This is a genomic window from Phycisphaeraceae bacterium (assembly GCA_019636675.1).
In the GTDB taxonomy this organism is placed as follows: Bacteria; Planctomycetota; Phycisphaerae; order Phycisphaerales; family UBA1924; genus JAHBXC01.
On sequence record JAHBXC010000002.1, the window covers coordinates 165,624 to 190,488 of the forward strand.

At 68.1% G+C, this 24,865-nt stretch carries 21 protein-coding genes and 1 tRNA gene; 9 read left to right on the forward strand and 13 right to left on the reverse strand.

All coding sequences use genetic code 11. The features are described from left to right. The first annotated feature begins 108 nt into the window (after positions 1 to 108). Together KF684_07370 and KF684_07375 are read left to right on the forward strand one after the other, a co-directional pair. A complete protein-coding gene (locus KF684_07370; protein MBX3352739.1) occupies positions 109 to 729 on the forward strand; it encodes a sigma-70 family RNA polymerase sigma factor in 621 nt (206 codons plus the stop codon). Beyond that, the gene (locus tag KF684_07375; GenBank protein ID MBX3352740.1) at positions 726 to 3,938 is read left to right on the forward strand and encodes a protein kinase; all 3,213 of its coding nucleotides are present in this window, start codon (positions 726 to 728) and stop codon (positions 3,936 to 3,938) included. The genes KF684_07370 and KF684_07375 overlap by 4 nt, the downstream gene beginning before the upstream one ends. Here KF684_07375 and KF684_07380 read toward each other — a convergent pair whose 3' ends face one another. The 9 genes from KF684_07380 to sufB are packed head-to-tail and all read right to left on the reverse strand — an operon-like array spanning position 3,939 to position 11,381. Further along, positions 3,939 to 4,331 (reverse strand): DUF59 domain-containing protein, encoded by a 393-nt coding sequence (locus KF684_07380; protein ID MBX3352741.1) that lies wholly within the window; start codon positions 4,329 to 4,331, stop codon positions 3,939 to 3,941. After that, complete coding sequence (locus KF684_07385) at positions 4,328 to 4,777, reverse strand: SUF system NifU family Fe-S cluster assembly protein (GenBank protein ID MBX3352742.1); 450 nt, start codon at positions 4,775 to 4,777, stop codon at positions 4,328 to 4,330. The genes KF684_07380 and KF684_07385 overlap by 4 nt, the downstream gene beginning before the upstream one ends. Then, the gene (locus KF684_07390; GenBank protein MBX3352743.1) at positions 4,774 to 5,994 is read right to left on the reverse strand and encodes a cysteine desulfurase; all 1,221 of its coding nucleotides are present in this window, start codon (positions 5,992 to 5,994) and stop codon (positions 4,774 to 4,776) included. Before KF684_07390 ends, KF684_07385 begins: the two co-directional genes overlap by 4 nt. A 35-nt stretch (positions 5,995 to 6,029) precedes the next feature. Next, positions 6,030 to 6,485 carry a SufE family protein gene (locus KF684_07395; GenBank protein ID MBX3352744.1) on the reverse strand — a complete coding sequence of 152 codons (456 nt, stop codon included), beginning with the start codon at positions 6,483 to 6,485 and terminating at the stop codon, positions 6,030 to 6,032. 8 nt (positions 6,486 to 6,493) lie between these two features. After that, positions 6,494 to 7,366, reverse strand: a complete 873-nt coding sequence (locus KF684_07400; protein ID MBX3352745.1) for a sulfurtransferase — start codon at positions 7,364 to 7,366, stop codon at positions 6,494 to 6,496. Between the two features lie 20 nt (positions 7,367 to 7,386). Then, positions 7,387 to 8,757, reverse strand: a complete 1,371-nt coding sequence (gene sufD / locus KF684_07405) for a Fe-S cluster assembly protein SufD (GenBank protein MBX3352746.1) — start codon at positions 8,755 to 8,757, stop codon at positions 7,387 to 7,389. Positions 8,758 to 8,780: 23 nt separating this feature from the next. Then, a complete protein-coding gene (gene sufC / locus KF684_07410; protein ID MBX3352747.1) occupies positions 8,781 to 9,560 on the reverse strand; it encodes a Fe-S cluster assembly ATPase SufC in 780 nt (259 codons plus the stop codon). A 53-nt stretch (positions 9,561 to 9,613) separates the two neighbouring features. Further along, complete coding sequence (locus KF684_07415; protein MBX3352748.1) at positions 9,614 to 9,931, reverse strand: Rieske 2Fe-2S domain-containing protein; 318 nt, start codon at positions 9,929 to 9,931, stop codon at positions 9,614 to 9,616. Positions 9,932 to 9,935: 4 nt separating this feature from the next. Next, positions 9,936 to 11,381: a Fe-S cluster assembly protein SufB gene (gene sufB / locus KF684_07420; GenBank protein MBX3352749.1), complete on the reverse strand. Its 1,446-nt coding sequence runs from the start codon at positions 11,379 to 11,381 to the stop codon at positions 9,936 to 9,938. 385 nt (positions 11,382 to 11,766) lie between these two features. On the opposite strand from sufB, the gene KF684_07425 reads away from it, so the two are divergent. The 3 genes from KF684_07425 (at position 11,767) to KF684_07435 (ending at position 15,059) form a co-directional block, all read left to right on the forward strand. After that, on the forward strand, positions 11,767 to 12,351 hold the full coding sequence (locus KF684_07425) for a sigma-70 family RNA polymerase sigma factor (GenBank protein MBX3352750.1): 585 nt from the start codon (positions 11,767 to 11,769) through the stop codon (positions 12,349 to 12,351). Next, positions 12,348 to 14,681 (forward strand): serine/threonine protein kinase, encoded by a 2,334-nt coding sequence (locus KF684_07430; protein MBX3352751.1) that lies wholly within the window; start codon positions 12,348 to 12,350, stop codon positions 14,679 to 14,681. The genes KF684_07425 and KF684_07430 overlap by 4 nt, the downstream gene beginning before the upstream one ends. Positions 14,682 to 14,985: 304 nt before the next feature. Continuing rightward, a tRNA-Met gene (locus KF684_07435) sits at positions 14,986 to 15,059 on the forward strand. A gap of 58 nt (positions 15,060 to 15,117) precedes the next feature. Here KF684_07435 and KF684_07440 read toward each other — a convergent pair. From KF684_07440 to KF684_07450, 3 genes are read right to left on the reverse strand one after another with little or no spacing between them, the layout of a single operon-like run. Next, positions 15,118 to 17,466: a DEAD/DEAH box helicase family protein gene (locus tag KF684_07440; GenBank protein MBX3352752.1), complete on the reverse strand. Its 2,349-nt coding sequence runs from the start codon at positions 17,464 to 17,466 to the stop codon at positions 15,118 to 15,120. Positions 17,467 to 17,473: 7 nt separating this feature from the next. After that, a complete protein-coding gene (locus tag KF684_07445) occupies positions 17,474 to 18,655 on the reverse strand; it encodes a restriction endonuclease subunit S (GenBank protein MBX3352753.1) in 1,182 nt (393 codons plus the stop codon). Positions 18,656 to 18,687: 32 nt separating this feature from the next. Next, on the reverse strand, positions 18,688 to 20,142 hold the full coding sequence (locus tag KF684_07450; protein ID MBX3352754.1) for an N-6 DNA methylase: 1,455 nt from the start codon (positions 20,140 to 20,142) through the stop codon (positions 18,688 to 18,690). 127 nt (positions 20,143 to 20,269) lie between these two features. Between KF684_07450 and KF684_07455 the strand changes: the two genes are divergently transcribed. Together KF684_07455 and KF684_07460 are read left to right on the forward strand one after the other, a co-directional pair. Then, the gene (locus KF684_07455; GenBank protein ID MBX3352755.1) at positions 20,270 to 20,830 is read left to right on the forward strand and encodes a DNA alkylation repair protein; all 561 of its coding nucleotides are present in this window, start codon (positions 20,270 to 20,272) and stop codon (positions 20,828 to 20,830) included. Continuing rightward, entirely contained in the window at positions 20,827 to 21,390 is a 564-nt protein-coding gene (locus KF684_07460; protein MBX3352756.1) for a thioredoxin family protein, read from the forward strand. The genes KF684_07455 and KF684_07460 overlap by 4 nt, the downstream gene beginning before the upstream one ends. 19 nt (positions 21,391 to 21,409) lie before the next feature. On the opposite strand, the gene KF684_07465 is transcribed toward KF684_07460, so the two are convergent. Continuing rightward, positions 21,410 to 22,672 carry a hypothetical protein gene (locus KF684_07465; GenBank protein MBX3352757.1) on the reverse strand — a complete coding sequence of 421 codons (1,263 nt, stop codon included), beginning with the start codon at positions 22,670 to 22,672 and terminating at the stop codon, positions 21,410 to 21,412. Between the two features lie 158 nt (positions 22,673 to 22,830). Between KF684_07465 and KF684_07470 the strand changes: the two genes are divergently transcribed. Both KF684_07470 and KF684_07475 read left to right on the forward strand, forming a co-directional pair. Then, positions 22,831 to 23,469, forward strand: a complete 639-nt coding sequence (locus tag KF684_07470) for a hypothetical protein (GenBank protein MBX3352758.1) — start codon at positions 22,831 to 22,833, stop codon at positions 23,467 to 23,469. A 103-nt stretch (positions 23,470 to 23,572) separates the two neighbouring features. Beyond that, positions 23,573 to 24,862 carry a hypothetical protein gene (locus KF684_07475; protein MBX3352759.1) on the forward strand — a complete coding sequence of 430 codons (1,290 nt, stop codon included), beginning with the start codon at positions 23,573 to 23,575 and terminating at the stop codon, positions 24,860 to 24,862. Positions 24,863 to 24,865 lie beyond the last annotated feature (3 nt).

The following is a 24,865-nucleotide window of genomic DNA, read 5'->3' on the forward strand; positions in this document are numbered from 1 at the left end:
GCGTCGTCCGGTTGTCGCATGGATAGAGAATCTTCGACCCGCCCGCGAGACCGTGTTGCTCTCGCCCCGATCAGGCGGGAGAATCGAAACGGCCCCCGGAGATCTGCCATGAGCGCCGCCGGCATGGACCTGCCCGAAGAGCATGTGACGATGCTGCTCCGCGAGATCGCCGGGGGCGACGCGCAGGCCGCCGACCGTCTCCTCCCCGCCGTCTACGACGAGCTGCGCCGGCTCGCGCGCTCGCGCATGTCCAAAGAACGCGCCGGGCTCACCCTCGAACCCACCGCTCTCGTCCACGAGGCCTACCTCCGCGTCATCGGCTCCGCCAAAGACCAGCCCTGGGACCATCGCGGCCACTTCTTCGCCGCCGCCGCCCTCGCCATGCGCAGGATCCTCGTCGAACGCGCCCGCCACGCCAAACGCCTGAAGCACGGCGGCGGGCGCGACCGCGAAGACCTCGGCGAGCACGCCGTCCGCGTCGACTCCGAGGAGCAGATCGACCTCATCGAGCTCGACGCCGCCCTCAAGAAACTCGAGCTCTACGACGATCGCAAAGCGCAGATCGTCAGTCTCCGCTTCTTCGGCGGCCTCTCCATCGAAGAAACCGCCGCCGCGATGGGTCTCTCACCGGCCACAGTCAAAACCGAGTGGGCCTTCGCCCGCGCCTGGCTCCGTCGTGCGATGGTCGGCGCGCGCGACCCCGACGCCACGTCCGGAGGCGGTGCGTGAGGGACACGCGCGAGGCTCGCATCGAGGAACTCTTCGCCCTCGCCTCGGCGCTCCCGCCTTCCGAGCGAACGCGCGCCGTGCGCGACGCCGCCAGCGACGACCCATCCCTCGCCGGCGAGGTCTTCGCGCTCCTCGAGCACCTCGACGACGAGTTCCTCGACCCGGACCGCTTCGCGTCCGAACGCGCGGGCCTCGCCCTCGAGGGCATGCTGCCCGTCGCAGCACGCATCGGACGCTACACAGTCCTCGGCACGCTCGGCAGCGGCGGCATGGGCGTCGTCTACCTCGCCGAGCAAGAGAAGCCCCGCCGACAGGTCGCCCTCAAGGTCATCGCCGGCGCCTTCGTGCGCGACTCCTCCCTCGCCCGCTTCGAGCGCGAGGCCGAACTCCTCGGGCGCCTCCAGCACCCGGGCATCACGCACATCTACGAAGCGGGCGTCGCCGACTACGGCTTCGGCCCACGACCCTTCATCGCCATGGAGCGCATCGAGGGCGAGCCCATCACCGTCCACGCGCGCAAGGCGTCCCTCGACACCCGCCAGCGCGTCGCGCTCATGGCCCAGGTCTGCGACGCCGTCGAGCACGCCCACCAGCGAGGCGTCATCCATCGCGACATCAAGCCCGGCAACATCTTCGTCGACACCCACGGCAACCCGAAGGTCCTCGACTTCGGCATCGGACGCGCCCTCGACGACGCCGGCAACGCGACCGCCACCGGCGGCGTCCTCGGCACGCTCGCCTACATCGCGCCCGAGCAGCTCGGCGATTCATCGCAGGCCGGCGTGCGATCCGACGTCTACGCGCTCGGCGCCGTGCTCTTCGAACTCCTCGCCGGGAGGACTCCCCACCTCGTGCGCGAGATGACCCTCACCGAAGCGATCCGCGTCATCTCGGAGCAGGGCGCGCCTCGGCTCAGCGCCGTCAACCCCGAGATGAAGGGCGACCTCGACGCCGTCGTGGGCAAGGCCCTCGACCGCGAACCCGATCGCCGGTACCGCTCCGCAGGCGAACTCGCCGATGACCTGCGCCGCTGGCTCGAAGGCGAGCCCATCCTCGCGCGCCGCGACAGCCTTCTCGACGCGCTCGGACGCACCGCCCAGCGAAACACCGTCGCCCTCCGCGCCGGCGCCGCCGTGCTCGTGGCGCTCGCGATCGCCGGCGCAGGCGCGGCGTCGCTGGCGTGGCGAAACTCCGCACTGGCCGCGAAAGAGCTCGACGCCCGACGCAGCGCCGAGAGCATGCTCGAAACCGCCCGGCGCGAGCGCGCCCGGGCCGACGACGAAGCACGCCGCCTGCGCGAACGCCTCTATTCCAGCAACATCGGCCACGCGCACGCGGCATTGATCAACGCCGACATCGCGCGCGTCCGCCAGCTCCTCGACGCCTGCCCTGAAGATCTCGCCGGCTGGGAGCATCGGTACCTCCGCGCCGCAAGCGACCAGAGCGATCGCAGCGTCACCACACAGGCGCCGGGTCAGGCCTACCTCGCCGCCGATCCGTCGAGCGATCTGCTCGTCACGCTCCTGATCGGACTGGACGCGCAGGTACGGTCCCTCGCGACCGGCGAAGAGCGCGCTGCGCTGCCGATGCCCGGCGGCGTATTCCGTGTCGCCGTGCCGCCCGGCGGCGGGGCGGTGTTCCTCGGCGCAGGCGGCGGTCGCGTCGATCTCGTGCACATCGACGACGCAACGGGCGCCGAACTGGCTCGTGTCACGCTCGACGATGGGGGCGCGGGCCTGCGCTCGCTCATCGCCGCACGCGACGGAACACGTGACGCGTTCCGCATCGACGGCGCCGGCGCTGTCGCCCGCATCGGCGCCGACGAGCAGCGGCGCTGGCGCCACACGGGGTTCGATGCCGCGGTCATCGCGGCCAGCGCCGACGCCGGCGCGATCGTGCTGGCAGGGCGCCAGAGCGTCCTCCGCGCGGTGGACGCGCACTCCGGCGCGACCCTGTGGGAAGCCCCCACGCCCGCCGCGGACATCCGCGGCGTCTCGTTCAGCCCCGCGGGCGACCTCGTCGCGGCGGTCTCGGTCACAGGCGAGGTCATGCTCTTCAACGCGACAACGGGGGACGCTGTCTCACAGGCCAGAGCGCCCCTCGCGCGCGCGTCGTTCCTCGCATGGACAGACGACCCGCGAACGCTCGTGGTCGGCGCGTCGACCGGCATGCTCTGTCTCTTCGACCACACGAGCGGCGCTTTCACGCAGATCCGCGGCCACACCGCCCCGGTCACCTCGCTCGTGCCGCTCGGGGGCGACCGAGCGGTCACCACCGGGCGCGACGGTGAAACGCGATGGTGGTCGCTGCGCAGCGCGTCACGCGCGTCGGAGCATGTCCATCACGCGACGAGCGCCGCGGCCATGGGCATCGGCGCCGTCGGTGAACGCTTCTATGTCGGGGCGTTCAACGGCGAAATCGTCAACGTCGACGACGACTCCCTCGCCCACTTCTCGACGGGCGCCGCGCGGGCCGGCGTCTGGAGGTCGCACACGAACGCGCCCACCGGAACGCTCGCTCGCTCGTTCGCGGACGGCGCGGTCGATCTCCGATCACTCGCCGACCCCGCTTCCGCGCGGACATTCAGGGTCAGCGAGGCGCGCGTCGCCAAGGCGCCGCTGTCGCCCGATGGCGCGCTGCTCGCCTGCGTCGACGATCGCGGAGAGCTGCACATCGTCGACGCGCGATCCGGCGCGCCGATCATGCGCACGCGCGCGCACGAGGGCCAGGCCGTAGGCGCCGCGTGGGACGCGAGCGGAAAGACTGTCTGGACCTGCGGCACGGACAGTGCGCTGCGCCGCTGGGCGATCGGCGACACGCTCGAACTGGTCCGCGAATGGAAATTCGCCGGCTCGTCGCTCTACGAGGTCGCGGCGTCGGCCGACGGCGCGTTCGTCGCCGCGGGAGGCGAGGACGCCCGCATCTTCCTTCTCGACGCGCGGACCGGCGACACGCACACCCTCGTCGGGCACTCGGGCCCGGTCTTCGGCCTCGCCTTCAATCCCGACGGGCTCCGCCTCGCCAGCGTCGGCTACGACGGCCGCCTGCGCCTGTGGGACACACGACTCGGGGAAGAGGTGCTGCAGCTCTCGGGCGCCGGCGCGTCGCTCTTCGATGTCGCGTTCAGCGAGAGCGGGGAGCGCCTCGCCGCGAGCGCCGCCGATGGCAAGGTGTTCGTCTGGAGCGCGGCGCACGCCCCGGGTCGCTGATCACGGCTTCGTCGGCTTGCGCCCGATGGTCAGGCGCGCGCCGCGCCCGCCCGAATGATCGTTCGGCCGGCGCGGGTCGATCCCCAGCGCTTCCAGCTCGATCTGCGCTTCCTCAGACATCATGTCCGTCGTCCAGGGCGGATCGAAAGTGAGCGTCACGGATACATCCTCAACGCCCTCGACGCCCCGCACCGCCTTCTCGACATCGCGGGGGATCTGGTCCGCCACCGGGCAGTTCGGCGCCGTCAGCGTCATCACGATGCGCACGCCGCCGGCGTCGTCGAGGTCGATCGAGTACATCAGGCCGAGGTCGTAGAGATTCACCGGAAGTTCCGGGTCGCGCACCGTGCGAAGGGCCTTGATCACACGGGCTCGCAGGTCACTCGTGGTCATCTCGCGCTCTCCTGGTGCGATCTGGACGATTCGACCGCTTCTCGCATCGCGTGCCACGCGAGGGTGGCGCACTTCACGCGCATCGGGAACCCGCGCACGCCCGACAGCGCCGCGAGATCCTCGGGAAGTTCGGGCGAATCGGGCGAGGTCATCGCACGCACGAACCCGTGGACGCGTGCAAGCGCGTCCTCCACCGGAAGCCCGCGCACCGCGACGGTCGCGAGCGACGCCGACGCGATCGAGATCGCGCACCCGCTGCCCTCGAAACTCGCGTCGGCGATCGAGCCGTTGTCGATGGTGATGAAGAAGCGCACCCGGTCGCCGCAGAGCGGGTTGTCGCCTTCCACCATGCACGCCGGCGGGCAGGGCTGTGCGCGATGGTTGCGTGGCTTGCGCCCGTGGTCGAGCAGGATCTCGCTGTACAACTCGCGGAGTTCGGGGTTCATCGGAGCGCCTCCGCCGCGTCGCGCAGCGCGCTCAGGAACGCGTCGATCTCCGTTTCAGTGTTATACACGCCGATCGACGCTCGCAGCGTCGAGTTCACTCCGAAACGGTCCATGAGCGGCTGCGCGCAGTGGTGGCCAGCGCGCACCGCGACGCCCGACATGTCGAGCACCGTCGCCAGGTCGTGCGGGTGCGCTCCCCCGACGGTGAAACTCTGCAGCGGCGCCCGCCCGTTGTGGTCGCCCATCAGCGTCACGCCCGGGATCGCGCGAAGACCCTCGACCATCCGCGCGTGCAGCGTGCGCTCGTGCGCCGCGATGCGATCGACGCCGAGCGATTCGAGGTAGTCGATCGCCGCCGCCAGGCCGACAGCGCCCGCGATGTTGGGCGTCCCCGGCTCGAACCGAGCGGGGGGTTCGGCGAAGGTCGTGCCCTCGAAGGACACGCGTCGGATCATCCCGCCGCCGGTCTGATAGGGGGGCATCGCGCGCAGCAGGTCCCCGCGGCGCCACGTCGCGCCGATCCCCATCGGCCCGTATACCTTGTGCGCGCCGAAGCAGTACGCGTCGCACCCCAGCGCCGCGACATCAACCGGCGTATGGCTCACCGCCTGGCACCCGTCGACGACGACCTCCGCGCCGACGCCGTGCGCCAGACGCGCAATCTCCGCCACCGGGTTCACCGTGCCAAGCACATTCGAGATGTGCGCCACCGAGACGATCTTCGTCCGCTCGTTGAGCATCGACGCGAGCGCGTCCATGTCCAGCCGCCCGTCGTCGAGCACCGGGACGGCGCGGACCAGCGCCTCTGCGCGCTGCGCCGCCATCTGCCAAGGCACGATGTTCGCGTGGTGCTCCATCTCGGTCAGCAGAATCTCATCACCTTCGCGCAGCAGCAGCAGCGAGCCCATCGAGTGCGCCATCATATTCAGCGCGTGCGTCGCGCCGCCCGTGAAGACGATCTCGTCCGCAGATCCGGCGCCCACAAAGCGGGCGACGCGCGACCGCGCCTGCTCGAGCGCCAGGGTGGCCTCGTGCCCGAGAGCGTGCACCCCCCGGTGCGCGTTCGCGTTGCTCTCGAGGTAGTACTCGGACATCGCGTCGAGCACGCTCGTTGGCTTCTGCGTCGTCGCGGCGTTGTCGAGGTACACCAGTGGGCGACCGTTGACCCGTCGCGCCAGGATCGGGAAATCGTCGCGCACGCGAGCGACATCGAGCATCGCTCCGTGCTCGGGATGGTCCGTCGCTGCGCCCATCACGCCGGACCCGCCCCAGGCGCCCCCGGCGCCACGCGCGCCGCCTCGCGCTTGATGCGCCCGATGATCGCGTTCAGCCCCACCGCGCGGTTCATGCGGATGCACCCCGTCAGCCCCAGGCGCGACAGCAGGTCCGACGGGATCTGCGCGATCTCCCCGGGCGTCTTCCGGTCGTACGCGTGCGCGATGATCGAGAGCATCCCCTTCACCGTGGGCGCCTCTTCAGCGACGTCCAGCAGCAGACGCACCGACCCCGGCTTCTCGTCGTCGGGCTTCACCCACAGGAACACCGGCGTCATGCACTCGGGCACGCGGTGCGCCTCGCGGTCGCGCGCCGACGCGAGCTCCTCGGGCAGCGCCGGCAGTTTCTTTGCGAAGTCCAGCAGCATCGCCAGACGCAGTTCCTCGTCGACCGATGCGAAGTCCGCCGCGATGTCGTCGATGCTGCGCGCCATGCGGGATCTTAGGTTCGACTCGGGCCCTCGCCCGTCTCGATGGGCATGCCCACCAGGTTGCCCCACTCCGTCCACGACCCGTCGTAGTTCCGCACATTCCGCATCCCAAGCAGGTAGTGCAGCACGAACCAGGTGTGGCTCGAGCGCTCGCCGATGCGGCAGTACGCGATCACCTCGTCCTTGGGCGTCAGCCCCGCTTCCTCGAAATAGATCTTCTCGAGGTCGTCGCGGCTCTTGAAGGTCCCGTCGTCGCGCGCCGCCCTCGCCCAGGGCACGCTCTTCGCGCCGGGGATGTGCCCGCCGCGCAGCGCGCCCTCCTGGGGATAGTCGGGCATGTGCAGCGTCTTGCCCGTGTACTCGCCCGGCGAACGCACATCGATGAGCGGCAGCCCCGCCTGCGACTGGCGCAGCGCATCGTCGCGGAACGCGCGGTAGCGCAGGTCGGGCGCCTTCGGCGCGACATACATCGCGGGCGGGTACGACGGCTTCTCCGTCGAGGTCGCGCGCCGTTCCGCCATCCACTTCGTGCGCCCGCCGTTCATCAGGCGACAGTCACGGTGCCCGTACATCTTGAACGCCCAGAACGCGTAGCACGCCCACCAGTTCGACTTGTCGCCGTAGAACACGACCGTGGTGTCGTTCGAGATCCCCAGACGCGTGCACATCGCCGCGAACGCCTCCGGCTCGATGTAGTCGCGTTTGACCGGGTGCTGCAGGTCGTTGTGCCAGTCGATCTTCACCGCCTCGGGGATGTGCCCGGTGTCGTAGAGAAGCACATCCTCGTCCGACTCGACGATGCGGATGTTCTTCGTGTCGGCGCGATGGTCGTCGACCCACTGCGTGGAGACCAGGACCTCGGGGGTGGCGTAGTCGCGGCTCATGCAGTCCTTCCGTTGGTGTGTCAGGCGGGCAGCAGGCCGCGGGCGACGGCGCCGCGCAGGCGCGTCTCGATCAGTTCCTGCACGAAGGTGCGGAGCGACTCGACGGGCAGGCGGTCGAGGTTCTCCTCCGCGAAGGCGAACAGCAGCATCAGGCGCGCGTCGGCCTCGGCGATGCCGCGGGCGCGCAGGTAGAACAACGCGTCGTCGTTCATCTCGCCCGTGGTGGCGCCGTGCGAGCACTTGACATCGTCGGCGTAGATCTCGAGCTGGGGCCGAGAGGTCGCCTGCGCGTCGTGCGACAGCAGCAGGTTGGCGTTGTTCTGGTAGGCGTCGGTCTTCTGCGCCGGCCTGGCGACGAAGATGCGCCCGGTGAACACGCCGCGCGCCTTGTCGCCAAGGATGCCGCGGTAGTACTGGCGGCTGGGACAGTTCGGCGCCATGTGGCTGACGCGCATGTGGTTGTCCATGTGCTGCGAGCCGATCCCGATGTAGAGCCCGTCGAGCGACGACTCGGCGCGCTCGCCGTCGAGGATCGACCAGACATTGTTCCGCGTCACGCGCCCCCCGGTGAGCACGCGATGGCTGGCAAAGTGCGAGTCCGCCTCCTGGTGCGCACGCAGCGTGGCGATGTGGTACGCCTCCTCGCTGTCACGCCCGAGCAGGCAGTGATCGACGCGAGCGTCCTTTGCGACGCGCACGTCCGTCACGCCGGCGGTCAGGTACACGGCGCCCTGCGCCCCGAGGTGCTCCTCGACGACCGTCACCGACGACGACGCCTGCGCAAGGATCGCCGTGCGCGGCGCGTTGAGCAGGGGCTTCTCGGCGACGCCCGTGGCGTAGGTGATCGCGACCGGGCGCTCGATCGACGCGCCCTCCGCGACGCGCACGACCACCCCGTCGCGCAGCAGCGCGCCGGCGAGGGCCTCGAAGCCGTCTCGCGCGCTGCGGATCGAGTCGGTCAGCGCGTGACGCAGACCCTCGTCGGCGTCGGCGAGCGCCTCGCGCAGCGCCGTGACCGTCAGCCCCTCGGGCAGCGAGTCGAGGTCCGACAGCTCGGGCACGATGCGCCCGTTGAGCACGAACACGCGCAGCGCGTCGTCGACTGGCGCCGCCAGATCGCGCAGCGCCATCATGTCCTGTGGGTCGTCCGCCTCGAGCGCGAAGGTCATCCCGAGCAGGGGCTTGAGGTTGGTGTAGCGCCACTCCTCGTGCTTCGTGGTGGGCAGCCCGTGCTCGCGGAAGCGTTCGAGGGCCTCGGTGCGCAGCGTCACGAGCCACGCCGGGTCGCTCGCGTCGTGGGAGCGCTGCAGCGCGTCGGCGATGTTGTCCATCGTGAGGGCGCCCAGATCCGCGCTCCCTGTCGTGTCGTGTCGCATGGCGATGGTGCTCATAGGGGGTCTGCCTCCAGAAAGGATCAGGCGTTCGCGGGCTCGCCCAGCGAAGAAAGGATGTCGGCGTACCCGTTGGCCTCGAGTTCGAGCGCGAGTTCCTTGCCCCCGGACTTCACCACGCGCCCCTTCGCGAGGACATGCACGAAGTCGGGCACGATGTAGTCCAGCAGGCGCTGGTAGTGCGTCACCACGATCATCGCGCGCTCCGAGTTGCGCAGCGAGTTCACGCCGTCGGCGACGATGCGCAGGGCGTCGATGTCCAGGCCCGAGTCCGTCTCGTCCAGCACGCACAGCGTGGGGTCGAGCAGCGCCATCTGCAGGATCTCGTAGCGCTTCTTCTCGCCGCCCGAGAAGCCCTCGTTCACCGAGCGGCGCAGCAGGTCCTGGTTCATCTGCACCAGAGACAGCTTCTCGCGCAGCAGCGCCAGGAACTCGCTCGTGTCCAGCTCGCTCTGCCCGCGCTCCTTGCGGACCGCGTTGATCGACTCCTTGAGGAACTGCGTGTTGCTCACGCCCGGGATCTCGACCGGGTACTGGAACGCCAGGAACACGCCGGCGCGGGCGCGCTCGTCGGCCTCCATCTCCAGCAGGTCCTGGCCCTTGAAGAGGACCTCGCCCTCGGTGACCTCGTACGCCTCGTTTCCGGCCAGAACCGCCGCCAGCGTGCTCTTGCCCGAGCCGTTGGGGCCCATGATCGAGTGCACCTCGCCGGCGTTCACCGTCAGGTCGATGCCGCGCAGGATCTCGACGCCCTCGACGCTCGCGTGCAGGTTGCGGATCTCAAGAAGGGGGGTGGAAGCCATGTGGTGTGTCTCTCTCGGGTCAGAATGCGCTCGCGGCGCAGGAATGGTTCGTGTCAGAGTTTCACGCAGACGCGCCCGTCGACGATCTTCGTCTCGTAGGTGCGCAGGCAGGTCTCGGGGTTGTCGGCGTACTCGCCGGATTTCAGATCAAACTCCCAGAAGTGCAACGGGCAGGTCACCGAGCAGCCCGAGACCGGCCCGTCCGAGAGCGATCCCCCGGCGTGGGGGCACTCGTCGTCGCACACGAAGAAGCCCTCGTCGGTGTGGAACACCGCCAGGCGCTTCTCGCCCAGCACCACGAGGCGCCCCTCGCCCCGAGGCGCCTCGCTCACCCGCAAAATCGGCTCGAAGCCGTCGGTCATGTCGGTCATGGGCTCAGCCCACGCTCCCTTCCAGCGAGATCTCGAGAAGTTTCGTCGCCTCGACCGCGAACTCCATGGGCAATTCACGGAAGACCTCGCGGCAGAAGCCGTTCACGATCATCGACACCGCCTGCTCGGGGTTCAGCCCGCGCTGCTGCAGATAGAACATCTGGTCCTCGCCCACCTTGCTGGTGGTGGCCTCGTGCTCGAGTTTGGCGCTGGGGTTGGCGGTCTCGATGTAGGGGAAGGTGTGGGCGCCGCAGCGGTCGCCGATGAGCAGCGAGTCGCACTGCGTGTAGTTGCGCGCGTTCGTCGCGCCCTTCATGATCTTCACCAGCCCGCGGTAGGTGTTCTGCCCCTCCTGCGCGCTGATGCCCTTGGAGACGATGTTCGACCGGGTGTTCTTGCCGATGTGCACCATCTTCGTGCCCGTGTCGGCCTGCTGGCGGAGTTTGGTGAGCGCGACCGAGTAGAACTCCCCGATGCTCTCGTCGCCCTGCAGGATGCACGAGGGGTACTTCCAGGTGATCGACGAGCCGGTCTCGACCTGCGTCCACGAGATGTGCGAGCGCTTGCCCTTGCACAGCCCGCGCTTCGTCACGAAGTTGTAGATCCCGCCCTTGCCCTTCTCGTCGCCGGGGTACCAGTTCTGGATCGTGGAGTACTTGATCCGCGCGTTCTCGAGCGCGACGAGTTCCACCACCGCGGCGTGCAATTGGTTCTCGTCGCGCATCGGCGCCGTGCACCCCTCGAGGTACGACACGTACGAGTCGTCCTCCGCGATGATCAGCGTGCGCTCGAACTGACCGGTGTTCGACGCGTTGATGCGGAAATAGGTGGACAGCTCCATCGGGCAGCGCACGCCCTTGGGGATGTACACGAACGAACCGTCCGTGAACACCGCGGAGTTCAGCGCGGCGAAGTAGTTGTCGCCCGCCGGCACCACCGAACCGAGATACTTGCGCAGCAGCTCGGGGTGCTCGCGGGCCGCCTCCGAGATCGAGCAGAAGATCACGCCGGCCTTCGCCAGCTCCTCTTTGAAGGTCGTCGCGACGGACACGCTGTCGAACACCGCGTCGACGGCCACGCCCGCGAGGCGCTTCTGCTCCTCGAGCGGGATGCCCAGCCGGTCATAGGTCTCGAGCAGTTTCGGATCGACCTGGTCGATCGACTCGTACTTGGGGGCGTTCTTCGGCGCCGAGTAGTACGAGATCGCCTGGTAATCGATGGGGGGGTACTCGACCTTGGGCCAGGTCGGCTCCTCCATCGTCAGCCACGCGCGAAACGCCTTCAGGCGCCACTCGGTGAGCCACTCGGGCTCCTCCTTCTTGGCGGAGATCGCCCGGATGACGTCCTCGTTGAGCCCGGGCGGGAACGTGTCGGCGTCCAGCTCCGTCACGAAGCCGTAGCGGTAGCGCTGCTGCTCCCAGTGTTCGAGTTCGGGCATCGTCGTCGTCATGGTGGGTCGGGCCTCTCGGGAAGGGCTCGGAAGTTCGGAGCGGCGGCGTCGCCGCGTGGCGACCCGGGGTCTCAAGGGAGGGCGCCACAGGGGCAGGGAGTGGAGGGTGTCTTCGCTCCTGACCCATTGTGGATGATTCTTAGAATCATTCCAAGAAAGGCAAGGAGGCCTCGATCGGAATCGCACCGCCGGCTGGGAGATCACCGGGTCCGGAGCCCTCCCCCGGCCCCCCGGCCCCCGGTATCCCGGCCTCTTGAGCCCCGGACCCCGGACCCCGGACCTCCGAGATCAGGGTTTTCTTCCCGAAGTGTTTCCCGCTCCGCCGGTTGGGGGTAGATTGGAAGGGTCCGGGTGGAGACAGGAGCGGCGTGTGCTCGGGGAGTGGGTGACGACTTCGACCATCCTGACGCGACTGGAACGCCACGACGACCCCGTCTGGTCGATGTTTGTTGACCGTTTCCGTCGCCCGATCCTCGCGTTCGCGCGAGAAGCGGGCCTGCCCGGGGAAGCCGCCGAGGACATCGCCCAGGAAACCCTCCTGACCTTTACGGAGGCCTTTCGCGCCGGCAAGTATGTCCGCGCCGAGGGGCGCCTGTCCTCGTGGCTCTTCGGCATCGCCAACAACAAGGTCCGCGAGGAGCGACGCAGGGCAGCCCGCCCCGACCGCGCCCCCGGCGAGCCGGGCGGCTCCGACCGGATCGCGTCGATCCCCTGGGACGACGCCCACGCGGCGTCGCGCTGGGAGGACGCCTGGCGGCGCGAGGTCCTCGCGATCTGCCTGGAGCGGGTCCGCGAGGAAGTGGGGGAGAACACCTACCTCGCGTTCGAGGCCCACGCGCTGCGCAACCAGCCGGCCGACGCCGTCGCGCAGGACCTGGGCATCGCGCGCAGCACCGTCTTCGTCGCCAAGCATCGCGTGCTGACGCGCATCCGCGAGCTGCGCCGGGATTACGAGCGGGTCGAGCTGTGACGCGTCTGTCCGCCTGCCCGCCCCTCGAAGACCTCGAGCTCTTTCGCTCCGACGCGATCGACGACGAGTCGCGCGCCGGCGTCGACGCGCACCTCGCCGCCTGCGCCAAGTGCCGCGCGCGCCTCGACGACCTCGCGACCAACGATTCGCTCCTGGGCGAGATCGCCTCGGTCTTTCACTCGCCCACCGGGGAGCTCGTCCTCGGGAAAGCATCGGACGCGCCGAGCATTCCCGGCTTCACCGATGTCCGCGTCATGCACAGCGGCGGGCAGGGCGTCGTCTACAAGGCCCACCAGCGCAGCACCGGGCGAGAAGTCGCGATCAAGGTCCTCCTCCCCTCCGCTGAGGACAACGCGCGCCGGCGCGCGCGATTCGAGCGAGAGATCGAGCTCGTCTCCTCCCTGCGTCACCCGGGCATCGTCACCGTGTTCGACACCGGACGCGCCCAGGACGGGCGCGTCTACCTCGTCATGGAGTGGATCGAGGGCCTCCCCATCGACGCCTTCGTGCGCACCAACCGCTGCGATGCGCACCAGATCGTCACCCTCGTCGCGAAGGTCGCCGACGCCGTCGCCGCCGCCCACCGGCGAGGGCTCATCCATCGCGACCTCAAACCCAGCAACATCCTCGTCGACGCGAACGCCGAGCCCAAGGTCGTCGACTTCGGGCTGGCGCGCGGCATCGCGACCGACACCGGCGCGACCCGCACCGGCGAGTTCCTGGGCACACTCGCCTTCGCGTCCCCCGAGCAGGTCTCGGGCGACCCGACCTCCATCGACACACGCAGCGATGTCTACTCCCTTGGCGTGCTGCTCTACATCCTGCTCGCCGGGCGATTCCCGTACACGATCGACGGGCCCATCGCCCAGGTCTGCAACAACATCCGCGCCGCGCCCCCTGCGCCGCTGTCGCTCGCTTCGGTCCGACGCGCCGACGACCTGAGCGCCATCGTGTCCTGCGCGCTCGCCAAAGAGGCGCATCGGCGATACCAGTCCGCCGCCGACATGAGCGCCGATCTCGATCGCTGGCTGAAGGACGAGCCGATCATGGCCCGCTCCGACAGCGGGTGGTACCTGCTCCGTCGCGCCGTCCGGCGTCATCGCGTCTGGGTCGGCGCAGGCGCGGTCGTCGCCGCCGCGCTCGTCGCGACAGCCGGCGTCTCGTTCGCGTTCTGGAGGCAGTCGCTTCGCGATCGGGACGAGGCGATCCGCGCCGCGCAGTCGCGCGAGACCGTCGTCGAGTTTCTCTCGAAGATGCTCGCCGCCGCGTCGCCCTACGAGTCCGGGCGAGAGGTCCGCGTCGCCGACCTCCTCGACGACGCCGCCTCGTCCATCGCCACCGACTTCGCCGACCAGCCCGAGGTCCGGCGCCAGCTCCGCTCCGTTCTCAGCGACGCGTTCCTCTCCCTCGGGCTCGTCGACGAAGCCGAGCCCCACCTCGAGGAAGCCATCGCCCTCTCCCGCCAGCTGCTGGGCGAAGAACATCGCGAAACCATCCTGAATCGGGCCGTCTACGGGCGCATGCAGTCCGAGCGCGGCCAATACGACGCCGCCGCCCAGACGCTCCGCGACTCGCTCGAGCGCGCCATGCGCGTCATGGGCCCCGATTCCGCCGACACGCTCAGCATCCAGCTCAGTCTCGCCGTCGCGCTCGCGCAGGGCGTGGGCCTCGAAGAATCCGAGACCCACTACCGCGCCGTCATCGACGGGCGCACCCGACTCGACGGGCCCAACGCGCCAGAAACCCTCGGCCCGCGCGTCTCGCTCGGCATGCTCCTGATCACGCTCGGACGACTCGACGAAGCCGAGGCCGAACTCACCGTCGCGCGCGCCGGACTCCTCGAGGTCCTCGGCCCCGACCACGCGCGCACCCTCGCGGCCGGATCGAACCTGGGCCACGTCCTCATCGCGCGCAGGAACTTCGAGGAAGCCGAGACGCTCTATCGCGACCTCGTCGAACGCTCCGTCCGGGTCTTCGGAGAGGACCACTCGCGCACCCTCACCATCATGAACAACCACGCCGGCGCGCTCTGGAACCTCCAGCGCTACGACGAGGTGGCGCAGGTGCTCGAACGCACCTACGCCTCGCAGCGCCGCACCCTGGGCGACGAGCACCCCCTGACCCTCACCAGCATGGGCAACCTGGGCGTGCTCAAGATGCGCCTGGGCCGGCTCGACGAGGCCGAGACCATCCTCACCGCCTGCCTCGACGCGCGCGTCCGGGTCCTCGGAGAGGACCACCGAGAGACCGCCATGGCGCGAAGCCGGCTCGACCAGCTCGCCGCCGCCCGGAAAGCCGCCGCCGAAACCACAGAGGGCGACGCCCCCTGACGCGCCGGTCGCGCCGCCAGAAAAATCCGCGACACCCTGAAAGATCCGCCCCGGACGCGACAACCCCCAGTGACGGCCGCACGACCGACGGGTCGACGCACGCCGGCGCGCAGGGATACGCGCCGCTGCCGCGCCGTCACCACCGACCGCCCGCGACACGGGTCGCGGCGGGTCAAAGGGGAATGGATGGGAGAGACGGCCCGCCCGGGACACCGGGCGGGCTGTATTTCAGCCCCGGAGCCCCCATTCCCACCCCCCGACCTTGACCCGGGCCCCCCCAAGTCCTAACCATTGGCTCACAGTTTGCGGGGTAGAGCAGTCTGGTAGCTCGTCGGGCTCATAACCCGGAGGTCGTAGGTTCGAATCCTACCCCCGCTATTTTGCATGCTGAAAGGACCCGCGTTGAGCGGGTTTTTTCATTCCTGCGCGATGTCCCTCACGCCGCCCCGTCCGGTTGGTACAGGTACCGCTGGAAACCCACGAACGCATCCCGGATCGTCGGGACGCCGCCCAGTTCTCGCACCGCGTCCTCGACCGCGTGGTATTTCAGCACCAGCAGCACCGGCAGTTTCTCGTCGTCCAGTTCGGTCACGCCCTGCTCGATGTAGTGGCCCAGCACGAAGTCCAGAAACTCGCTCTGCTTCCCCGCGTACCTCGCGAAGATCATCCCCCGACGCCCACGCACCCGCTCCTCCCGACTCATCGTCGGCAGCGCGAACGCGATGTACGCCAGCACATCGAACAGATCGCTCCGCTCCGCGTCGATCACCCGCGCCACATCCGCCAACTGCTCGCGCGAGTACCCCTTCTCCTCCAGACCCGCCAGGAGCGCGCGACGCGTGTCGGGCTTGCTCCAGATCTCGCGCAACTGCGCCTCGCTCGTGAATAGCGCGGGCAGATCACCGAACAGCCGCTCGATGAACTGGGTAGCCGACATGGGCGTCCCGTCCGGGCTCCAGAAACTCGTCGACGCCATGTGCTGGATCGTCCGCTCCTTCCCGTCCGCCAGTTTCACGCGCACACGCTCACGCCGTCCCGGGGGCTCGCGAGGGGTCGGCTCCTTCGGCTCCGGCTCCGGCCGGGGCGGTGCCGGAACAACGGGCTCCGGCTCCACCGGCTCGCCGTCCCACTCCGGGTCGCTGAAGTGTTCGTACGCCTTCACGAAGTCATAGATCGTGAAGTAATCCTTCCCGTCGTACAGGCGCGTGCCGCGACCGATGATCTGCTTGAACTCGATCATCGAGTTGATCGGGCGCATCAGCACGATGTTGCGGATGTTCCTCGCGTCCACGCCCGTCGAGAGTTTCTGCGAGGTCGTCAGGACCGTCGGCAGCGTCTTCTCGTTGTCCTGGAACACGCGAAGGAACCGCTCGCCCTCGTCGCCGTCTTGCGCCGTGACGCGCACGCAATAGTCCGGGTGCTTCTGCGTCGCCATCTGGTTGATCAGGTCCCGCACCGCCAGCGTGTGGTCCTGCGTCGCGCAGAACACCAGCGTCTTCTCGCGCTGGTCGATCATCCCCATGAAGATCTCGACGCGCTTCCGCTCGCGCGCCGCGATCTCGATCACCCGGTTGAAGTCCGACTCCGTGTACCGCCGCCCCTGCTCGATCTCCCCCTCCACCACATCGTCGTCGGGCGTCCAGATGTACTCGTCCAGCGTCGTCTGGACCTGCACCACCTTGAAGGGCGTCAGGAAGCCGTCGTTGATCCCTTCCTTCAGCGAGTACACATACACCGGCTCGCCGAAATACGCGTAGGTGTCGGCGTTGATCTCGCGCTTGGGCGTCGCCGTCAGCCCCAACTGCACCGCGGGGCTGAAATACTCGAGGATCGCGCGCCAGGTGCTCTCGTCCTTCGCCCCGCCCCGGTGGCACTCGTCCACGACGATGAAGTCGAAGAAGTCCGGCGGGTAATCCCCGAACACGGGCGACGCGTTGCCCTCGCCGTCCTCGCCCGTCATGAAGGTCTGAAAGATGGTGAAGAACACGCTCCCGTTCTTCGGCGCGCCGCCCTTCTTGCTGATCTCCCTGGGGTTGATCCGTACCAGCCCGCCGTCCGGGAACGCGCCGAACGAGTCAAACTCGTTGAAGGCCTGATTCGCCAGGATGTTCCTGTCCGCCAGGAACAGCACCCGGGGGCGGCGCGACGCGTCGGCGTCCCCGGGCGTGGGCCACGAACGCAGCGACCAGCGGCTCTCGTACAACTTCCACGCGATCTGCGCCGCGATCGAGGTCTTGCCCGTCCCCGTTGCCAGGGTAAGCAGCACCCGCCGCTCCCCGCTCGCGATCGCCTCCAGCACCGCGTTGATCGCGTTGCGCTGGTAGTACCGCGGCGTCCACAGCCCGCCCTTATCCTTCAATCCCACCGCCGCGAAGCGATCGCGCCACGCGTTCGCCTCCGCGAACGCCTCGCCCCACAAGTCAGCCGGCGTGGGCCACCCGGGCAGCGCGCCCTCGACGCCCGTCTCCATGTCGGCGCGATACACGCCGTCGCCATTCGTTGAGAACGCGAACCTGGCGCGGATCTTCGCCGCGTACCGCTTCGCCTGCGACAGCCCCTCGGTGACCGCGGCGGCGCGCTTCTTCGCCTCGATCACCCCCAGCGTGTGCCCCCGATAGACCAGCAGAAAGTCCGCGACCTCGCGCGTCGCACGCGTCCCCGCGCCCTGCAGACGCCCGAGCGTGATGCCCTCCTCGCGCGCCACGCGACTGCCCTCGACCACGCCCCACCCAGCGGCGCGAAGCGCGGGATCGATCAGTTCCGCTCTGGTCTGGGTCTCGTTCATGGCCGGGTCACACCGCCTCCGCCAGCAGGCGGTCGGCGCCCTTGGAAGTCAGTTGGCCGGTGAAGGCGTGGTGGAGGAGGGACTGCTTAAGGCCGTGGAGAAGTGTGATCTTTTGTCGAAAGGAGCCTGATAGACGCTGTGAGGCCTGATCGATCTGGTCAATCTCTCGGCAGATCACGCGTTGCTGATCCAAGGAAGGCAATGGAATGCGGAATTGCTGCATCTGAGATTTGGTAATTGCCTGCCGGGTGCTACCACCGTCATCGCCGATGCCTAGAAGTGCTCGCTTTGCGAGTGAGGTTGTCAGGGCGTTGCAAAGGTAATCGCTCAGAATCGCATCCCGCCGCGGCCTCAAGATAAGTACATGCTGATTGACTCGTGCCGGGAGTGGCACATGCTTGGCCGTACAGCATCGTGCAATGGACGCGCCCGTGATGTTGAAGAGTACATCATCAGCTTCAACAGTGACGATCGCTAGTCGCTGGGCCTGGGTGTCGTCAAGATAAGCCAGTCCTTCGAGCCGAAACTCTCGGTCGTAGACATTCATGCTCCGTATAAGCGACGTGCCCGATTTCTTGTAGGTCTTCGATCCACCGAGCGGGGTGGCGCCGCTGCCGATCTTGCTGGTGAGCGATGCAAGGTCTCGCAGGGGATGTCGTGCGGCGATGTTTCGAAAGCTGTCGCCGATCATGCTTTCGGCAAGTGTCTTCGCATTCTCCCGATTCCGCTCCGCGTTCTCCATCGCCTTTCCGATTGCCGCGAACGCTTCGTCGAGGATCGCGACGATCCGCCTCTGCTCGGGGAGAGAGGGGAGGGGAAAATCAAATCGCATGAGGGCATCAACATTGGCGCGTGGCATTCTCGCGCCCGTGCATGTTCGATCGATGGCATCAACCGTGGAAGACTGGATCAGCCAGTAGAACAGAAAGCGTCGGTCGAGTTGCTCGCCAGGGCGCAGCGGAAAGATCTCGGTGGAGCAGTGGCCGCTGAAATCTGGAAGGTAGACCTTGTTGAGATATGGGCGAAGTCGTCCGTATAAGACATGCCTGTTGTCGAATGAAAAAGTGCTGCTCTGGACCGCTTGTCGTCGCACTTCGCCCACGAGTCGCCCGGTCGCACTCTCGATGTTTTCCATGCCCACATACATCGCGACACTGCCAGAGTGTCGCGTTCGGTCCTGCGTGCACACATCGCCGAGCCTGACAATCCGCCACCCCTGTATCACAGCATCCCCCTGATCGTCGCCAGTAACTCCGCCGACTCCGCGTCCAGCGCCTCGATCTCGTCGAGGATCTCGCGCGGCGAGCGCACCGCGTCCGCTTCCGGCGCGTGGGGGTTCTTCACCGACAGGTCGCAGGTCTTCGGGTCGAGGCCCTTCACCGGCACCGTCCACGACCGGGGCGAATCGGCCCGCGTCTTCTGCAGCGCGACGAACTCCTCCATGTCCCTGTCGTTGAGCGGGTCGGTCTTGCCCATGCTCCGCCCCGGGTCGAGTTGATAGAACCAGATGTCGCGCGTGGGCGCGCCCTTCTCGAAGAACAGCACCACCGTCTTCACCCCCGCCCCGAGAAAGGTGCCCTGGGGGCAGTCGAGCACCGTGTGCAGGTTGCAGGACTCCAGCAGTTCCTTGCGCAGCGCGCGGCTGGCGTTGTCGGAGTTGCTGAGGAAGGTGTTCTTGATCACCACGCCCGCGCGCCCGCCCGGCTTGAGCATCTTGATGAAGTGCTGCAGGAAGAGGAACGCCGTCTCGCCGGTCTTGATCGCGAAGTTCTGCTGGACCTCGCTGCGCTCCTTCCCGCCGAAGGGCGGGTTGGCGAGCACGATGTCGTGCCGGTCCTTGTTCTGGATGTCGGCGAGGTTCTCGGCGAGGGTGTTGGTGTGGACGATGTTGGGCGCCTCGACCCCGTGCAGGATCATGTTCATGATCCCGATGACATACGCGAGGGACTTTTTCTCCTTGCCGTAGAAGGTGCGGGTCTGAAGGGTCTCGAGTTGTCTGGTCGTGAGTTTGCCGCCGGCGCGCAGGTAGTCGTGGGCCTCGCACAAGAAGCCGCACGAGCCGCAGGCCGGGTCGTAGATGGTCTCGCCGATCTTCGGATCGACAACGCGGACGATGGCGCGGATGAGCGGGCGGGGGGTGTAGTACTGCCCGCCGTTGCGCCCCGCGTTGCCCATGTTGCGGATGCGTGACTCGTAGAGGTCGGAGAGTTCGTGCTTTTGGTCCTGCGAGCGGAACTGGAGGGCGTCCATGGCTTCGAGGATGTCGCGCAGGCCGTAGCCGCTTTTGATCTTGTTGTCGGTCTCGCCGAAGATCTCGCCGATCTTGTACTCGATGGTGCCCGGACCCGAGGCGCGCTGCTTGAAGCCCCGGAGGTAGGGAAACAGGTCCTGGTTGACGAAGCGGACGAGGTCGTCGCCGGTGAGGGCGTTGTCGTGGTCGAAGGCGCCGGAAGCGTTCCTGGGCGCCGCCCAGGCGGACCAGCGATGGGGGGGATCGAGGAGGTAGGTGTACCGCTTGCCCGAGAGTTCGGCCCGGGTGGCGCGATCGCGCTCCAGGTCGTCGAGGTACTTGAGGAAGAGCAGCCACGAGGTCTGCTCGGCGTAGTCCAGTTCGGAGTTGCAGCCGGCATCCTTATACAGGATGTCGTCGATGTTCCTGAAGATCTGCTCGAACATGGGGGCTGCTCTGGGGTTGGTCTCGGCTGGGAAGCCCAGATCGGGCACCGCTCGGGGCGACCAGTCTACCACAATCACCCATGAGCCCGAAGGGCTCGCAGGACAAAACCGGTCGGTACGATCCCCCATGTCCCTCCCCCAAATCCTCTCCGAACTCGAATCCCTCGGCGACCCCGCGCGGCGGAAGCACAACGCCAGGGCCGGGGCCCCCGACAACCAGTTCGGCGTGAAACTCGGCGACCTCCGCGCCGTCGCGAAGCGGCTCAAGACCGACCACGCCCTCGCGCTCGAACTCTGGGACACGGGCAATGTCGAGGCCCAGCTGCTCGCCGCGCTCCTCATGAAGCCGGCGTCGCTCTCCGCCGCCGAGGTCGACCGGCTGACGCGCTCCACCACCTGCGCCCAGGTCGCCGACTGGCTGAACTCGTATGTCGTCGCCAAGCACCCCGAGAAGGACGCGCTGCGCGAGAAGTGGATGACCTCGAAGGAGCGCTGGACGGCGCGCGCCGGCTGGGCGCTCACCGCGAGCCGCGTGGGCAAAGGCGCCGAGGGCCTCGACCTGCCCGGCCTGCTCGACCCCATCGAGACCGAGATGCCTAAGGCCGCGCCCGGTGAGTACTTCTTTTCACGCGCGGGGCCCGCCTGGTGCGCCCGGGTCCGAACCGCGGACGAAGCACCACCATCATGACACGCCACGCCCTCCTCGCCGTCTCGTTGTTTGGAACCCTCCTCCTCGCCGGCTGCTCGCGCGTCCCGGGGTCGTCGGACTCTGACGGTCCGAGCGCGGCGGCCGCTCCGCCGCCGGAGATGCGGGCGTGGATGGACCGCCTCACGGTGGCGCACGAATACGACCCGGCGACGGGGTTCATCGTCGCGCGCGAGACGGTCTCGCTCCCGCCGCTCCTCGCCGAGGCGCCGGCGCTGGACGCCGCGATCGCGCAGGCGGGGGCTGACCTGGGGAACGCCCGCACGGTGATCGCGTTCGTCACGGCGGATCGTTGCGCGCCGTGCCAGCAGTACAAGCGCGACGCGCTCAACGACGCCGCGGTGATCGCGAAACTCTCCGAGTCCCGTTTCCTGCCCACGCACCTCGAGGTCGACCGCGCGCCCGAGCTCGCGGAGGCCATCCTCGGGACGAGGGCGATCCCCATGACCTACGCGCTGCGAGGCGGCAAGGTCGTCGCGGAACTGCGAGGCCAGCGCTCGGCCGCCGAACTGATCGCGTGGCTCGAAGCGCTGACCGAATAGGGACGCAGTGTGCGGGCGCTCACCGCGCGCGGGCATCGAGCGGGAAGCCGCGGACGAGCGACGTCGGGATGGGGGGGTACGCCATCTCGAAGCGCGTCCCGGTGAACTCTTCCGGCGTGTGTCCGGTGCGCTCGGTGACGAAGGTCACGAGTCGCGAGTACCACGGGATGTGCGGCGTGATGGCGCCGCTCGCGCCGCGTCCGAGTGTCTGGACGCCTTCCGCGATCGGCAGCGCGAGCCGCACGATCTCGTCGTCGTTGGGCGCGTGTGGATGCGTCAGTTTCTCGCAGAGGTGGGCCGCGGGCTCTTCGTCCAGCGCGATGTCGCGGTGCACGAACATATCGAAGATGACGCGCTCGACCGGCGTCTCGAGGAGCACGGTGAAGTTCGCGTTTGCGTGTTCCTCGCTGGCCGCCCGAGGGTAGAGGTGGCGGAGGTACGTTCCGAAGACCACGTTGGCGGCGCCGGCGTTGCCCACAGGGCCCGGCGCGAGTTCGAAGCGCTTGAGGTCGCCGAGCGTTGACACGCGGATGTCCGGATTGGTGGGATCGCAGAAGCGCTTGATGAGTTGGAGTTGGCCTTCGGAGGCGCCCATCGGGTCGAGCGGCTCTTTGGTGAATCGCACCGGAGCCCCGCCGCGCGAACGCACCGCTTCATACGACATCGGCCAGGGGATGGCGCGGAGGCGTTTGAAGCCCAGATACCCAGTCACATGCGCGACATCGAGCATCGCCGGTTCGTCCGACGCGGGGAAGAGGAACACGGACACGAAGCGCACCGAGGCGTGCACTCCCCAGACGGCGGCGCCGCCCTCGAAAAGTTTGCGGCGCTCGCGCTCGTGCGCGGCGGCGTCGGGACGCCCGCTCTGGTTCGCCATGAGCGCCGCGAGCGTCTTGCGATTTCCCGAGATCGCTTCGATCGCGTGCTCGAAGGACTCGGCCGCCTTCAGCAGGGCCGAAACGTTCTCTTCGGGCGCGCCGAGATCGCGGCACGCGACGACGAACTTCGACATGCCCTGGGGGCCCGGGATATCGCTGAGGATCGTCTCGGGCTCGGTGGCGCAGACCACGCGGGACAGCCGCCAGGTGAGTTGGCGGCTGAGGCCGAGCAGGCGCGCGGACTCGCGGGTGCGGCTCGGGTCGGCGCCGACCGAGGAGAGCAGATCGTGGACCGCGGCCCGGACCCGGTAGAACGAGTCCATCAATACCTCGATCTGGGGAATTTGAACCGCCACCCGATCATCGGTCGCGAGGTGTTCGGTGTCTGTGGGCAAGGTAGCCATTGCAAAGAGGATATCACGCGGTTCGGCCCGGCGCCAAGTGTCATCACGAAAAATGTCACATGAGACACTTGACAGGACGTCACAAAGTTGTATCTTCTCGGGCGGAGTTGAGAGTGTCTCGGCTCGCGTCTCGGTCACGAAACGGAAGAGAGGTCCACATGAACACGCAGAACACGATCGTCGCGGCGGGGCTTGCCCTCGCTCTGGGCGCCTCGGCTGGCGCCGCAATCACGATCACCCGCGGCACAAGCGCGCCCACCTATGCCAGCACGCTGACCTTCGACGAGCCGGGCGGCGCCACGGGGACCGATCTCCCGTCGAGCTCCTTCCAGTCTTCGGGCATCGCCTCGCTGTACTCGGGCTCGGGGTCGAACTTCGTGGGACCCCTCGGCAACAACCCCGGCTTCGGCTGGCTCGGGTCGTCCAACGTCTTCTACGGCCCCTTCGGCGTGTTCATCGAGATCGGTCAGGACGTCGACGCGTTCTCCTTCCAGTTCTGGGATTCCTCCGGCAACCCGACCTTCATGGGCGGCGGCGCGCGCGTCATCGTCCTCAACGACGGTGTCGAAGTTGCCTCGACCATCGCGTTCCGCCCCGCCTTCGGCGGCACGGGCGACTCCTGGTTCAACATCGAGGCGACCGACGGGATGGTCTTTGACGAGGTCCGCGCACTCGGCTTCGGGTTCTTCCCAGAGTCGCTGGTCGACAACCTCTCGTGGCGCGTGATCCCGACCCCCGGCGCCTGCGCTGTCCTCGCTTTCGCCGGTGTGGCCACGCTCCGTCGTCGCCGCGCCTGAACTCACTCTCTCTCTCCATTCCCCTGGCGGTCGCGCCGTGCATTGCCCCGCCGCACTCGCGGCGCGACCGCGCTTCACGCACTCCGACAGCAGAGAAATCACCATGAGCAAGCACACCACGGTTGCGATCGCCTCTCTTCTCACGCTTGTCGGAGCAGCGCACGCCGCCCCGACGATCGAGTTCCTCCCCCCCGGGTTCCTGGTCACCGACCTGTCGCTCGACGGCACGATCGGCTGCGGCAATGTCCAGGGCGACGGAAGTTTCGAGACCTTCCGCTGGCAGCGGGGCGTCGGGATCACACGCCTCGGATTTGCGACCGTGCCGGTCCTCGGCATCGGGGCGGGCTCCCCAGACATCTCGTACGACGGGACGCGCATCTCCGCGACGATCCTCTCGTCCAACAACCTGCAGACGCAGGGGGTCTGGGATCACCTCGCCGGCTGGACCGAGACCATGCCGCCTCTGCCACCGAACGGCGTGATCCGCGACAACTCCTACGGCAGCGCGTGGGGGCTTTCGGGCGACGGCGAGACCGTTGTCGGGTTCTTCTGGGGCACAAACGGGCGGTCGTGGGCGAGCGCGTGGTCGTCGACGACGGGCATGGTGCACCTGCCGCAAACGCTCGGGCGCAGCGCCCGCGTGGACGCGGCTTCGTTCGACGGCTCCGTCGTCGGCGGCTGGGAAGACGCGGGCGGCCCGCGCCTGCCCACGGTCTGGCGCAACGGCGTCAAGATCATCCTCTCGGACGGCAACGGCGGCGGCGGCGGGGGCGTCTGGGGCATCAACCACGACGGCTCCGTCCTCGTCGGGTTCGAGTTCGATGACTCGGTCATCACGCGCGTGCCGACCATCTGGACCTGGAACGGCGCGTCCTACGACATGCAGAACCTCGCCTACCTCCCGGGCACCGCGCCGAGTTTCGGGCAGTCCTACCTCGCAACGGTCTCCGACGACGGACAACTCGCGGGAGGATCCAACATCTTCACCCAGAGCCCCGGTGGGGCGCGAGTCGGGATCATCTGGACCCCATCCACCGGCGTCATCGACGCCATGGACTACTTCGCGATGATCGGCGTCGCCGATCAGATCCCCGCGAACGTCGAGATCCGAGAGATCACGACCATCTCTCCCGACGGCGGCACGATCTCGGGCATCGCCCTCCTCAACGACACATTCGAGTTCCAATCGTTCGTGATCTCGCTCAACGCCACGACACCGTGTCCGGGCGATACGAACGGCGACGGCGTCGTCAACTTCGCAGACCTCAACACCGTGCTCGGCTCGTTCGGCCTCGCCGGCGACGCCATCCCCGGCGATGTCAACGACGACGGCGTGGTGAACTTCAGCGACCTCAACATCGTCCTCGCCAACTTCGGCGCTGTCTGCCGCTAACCC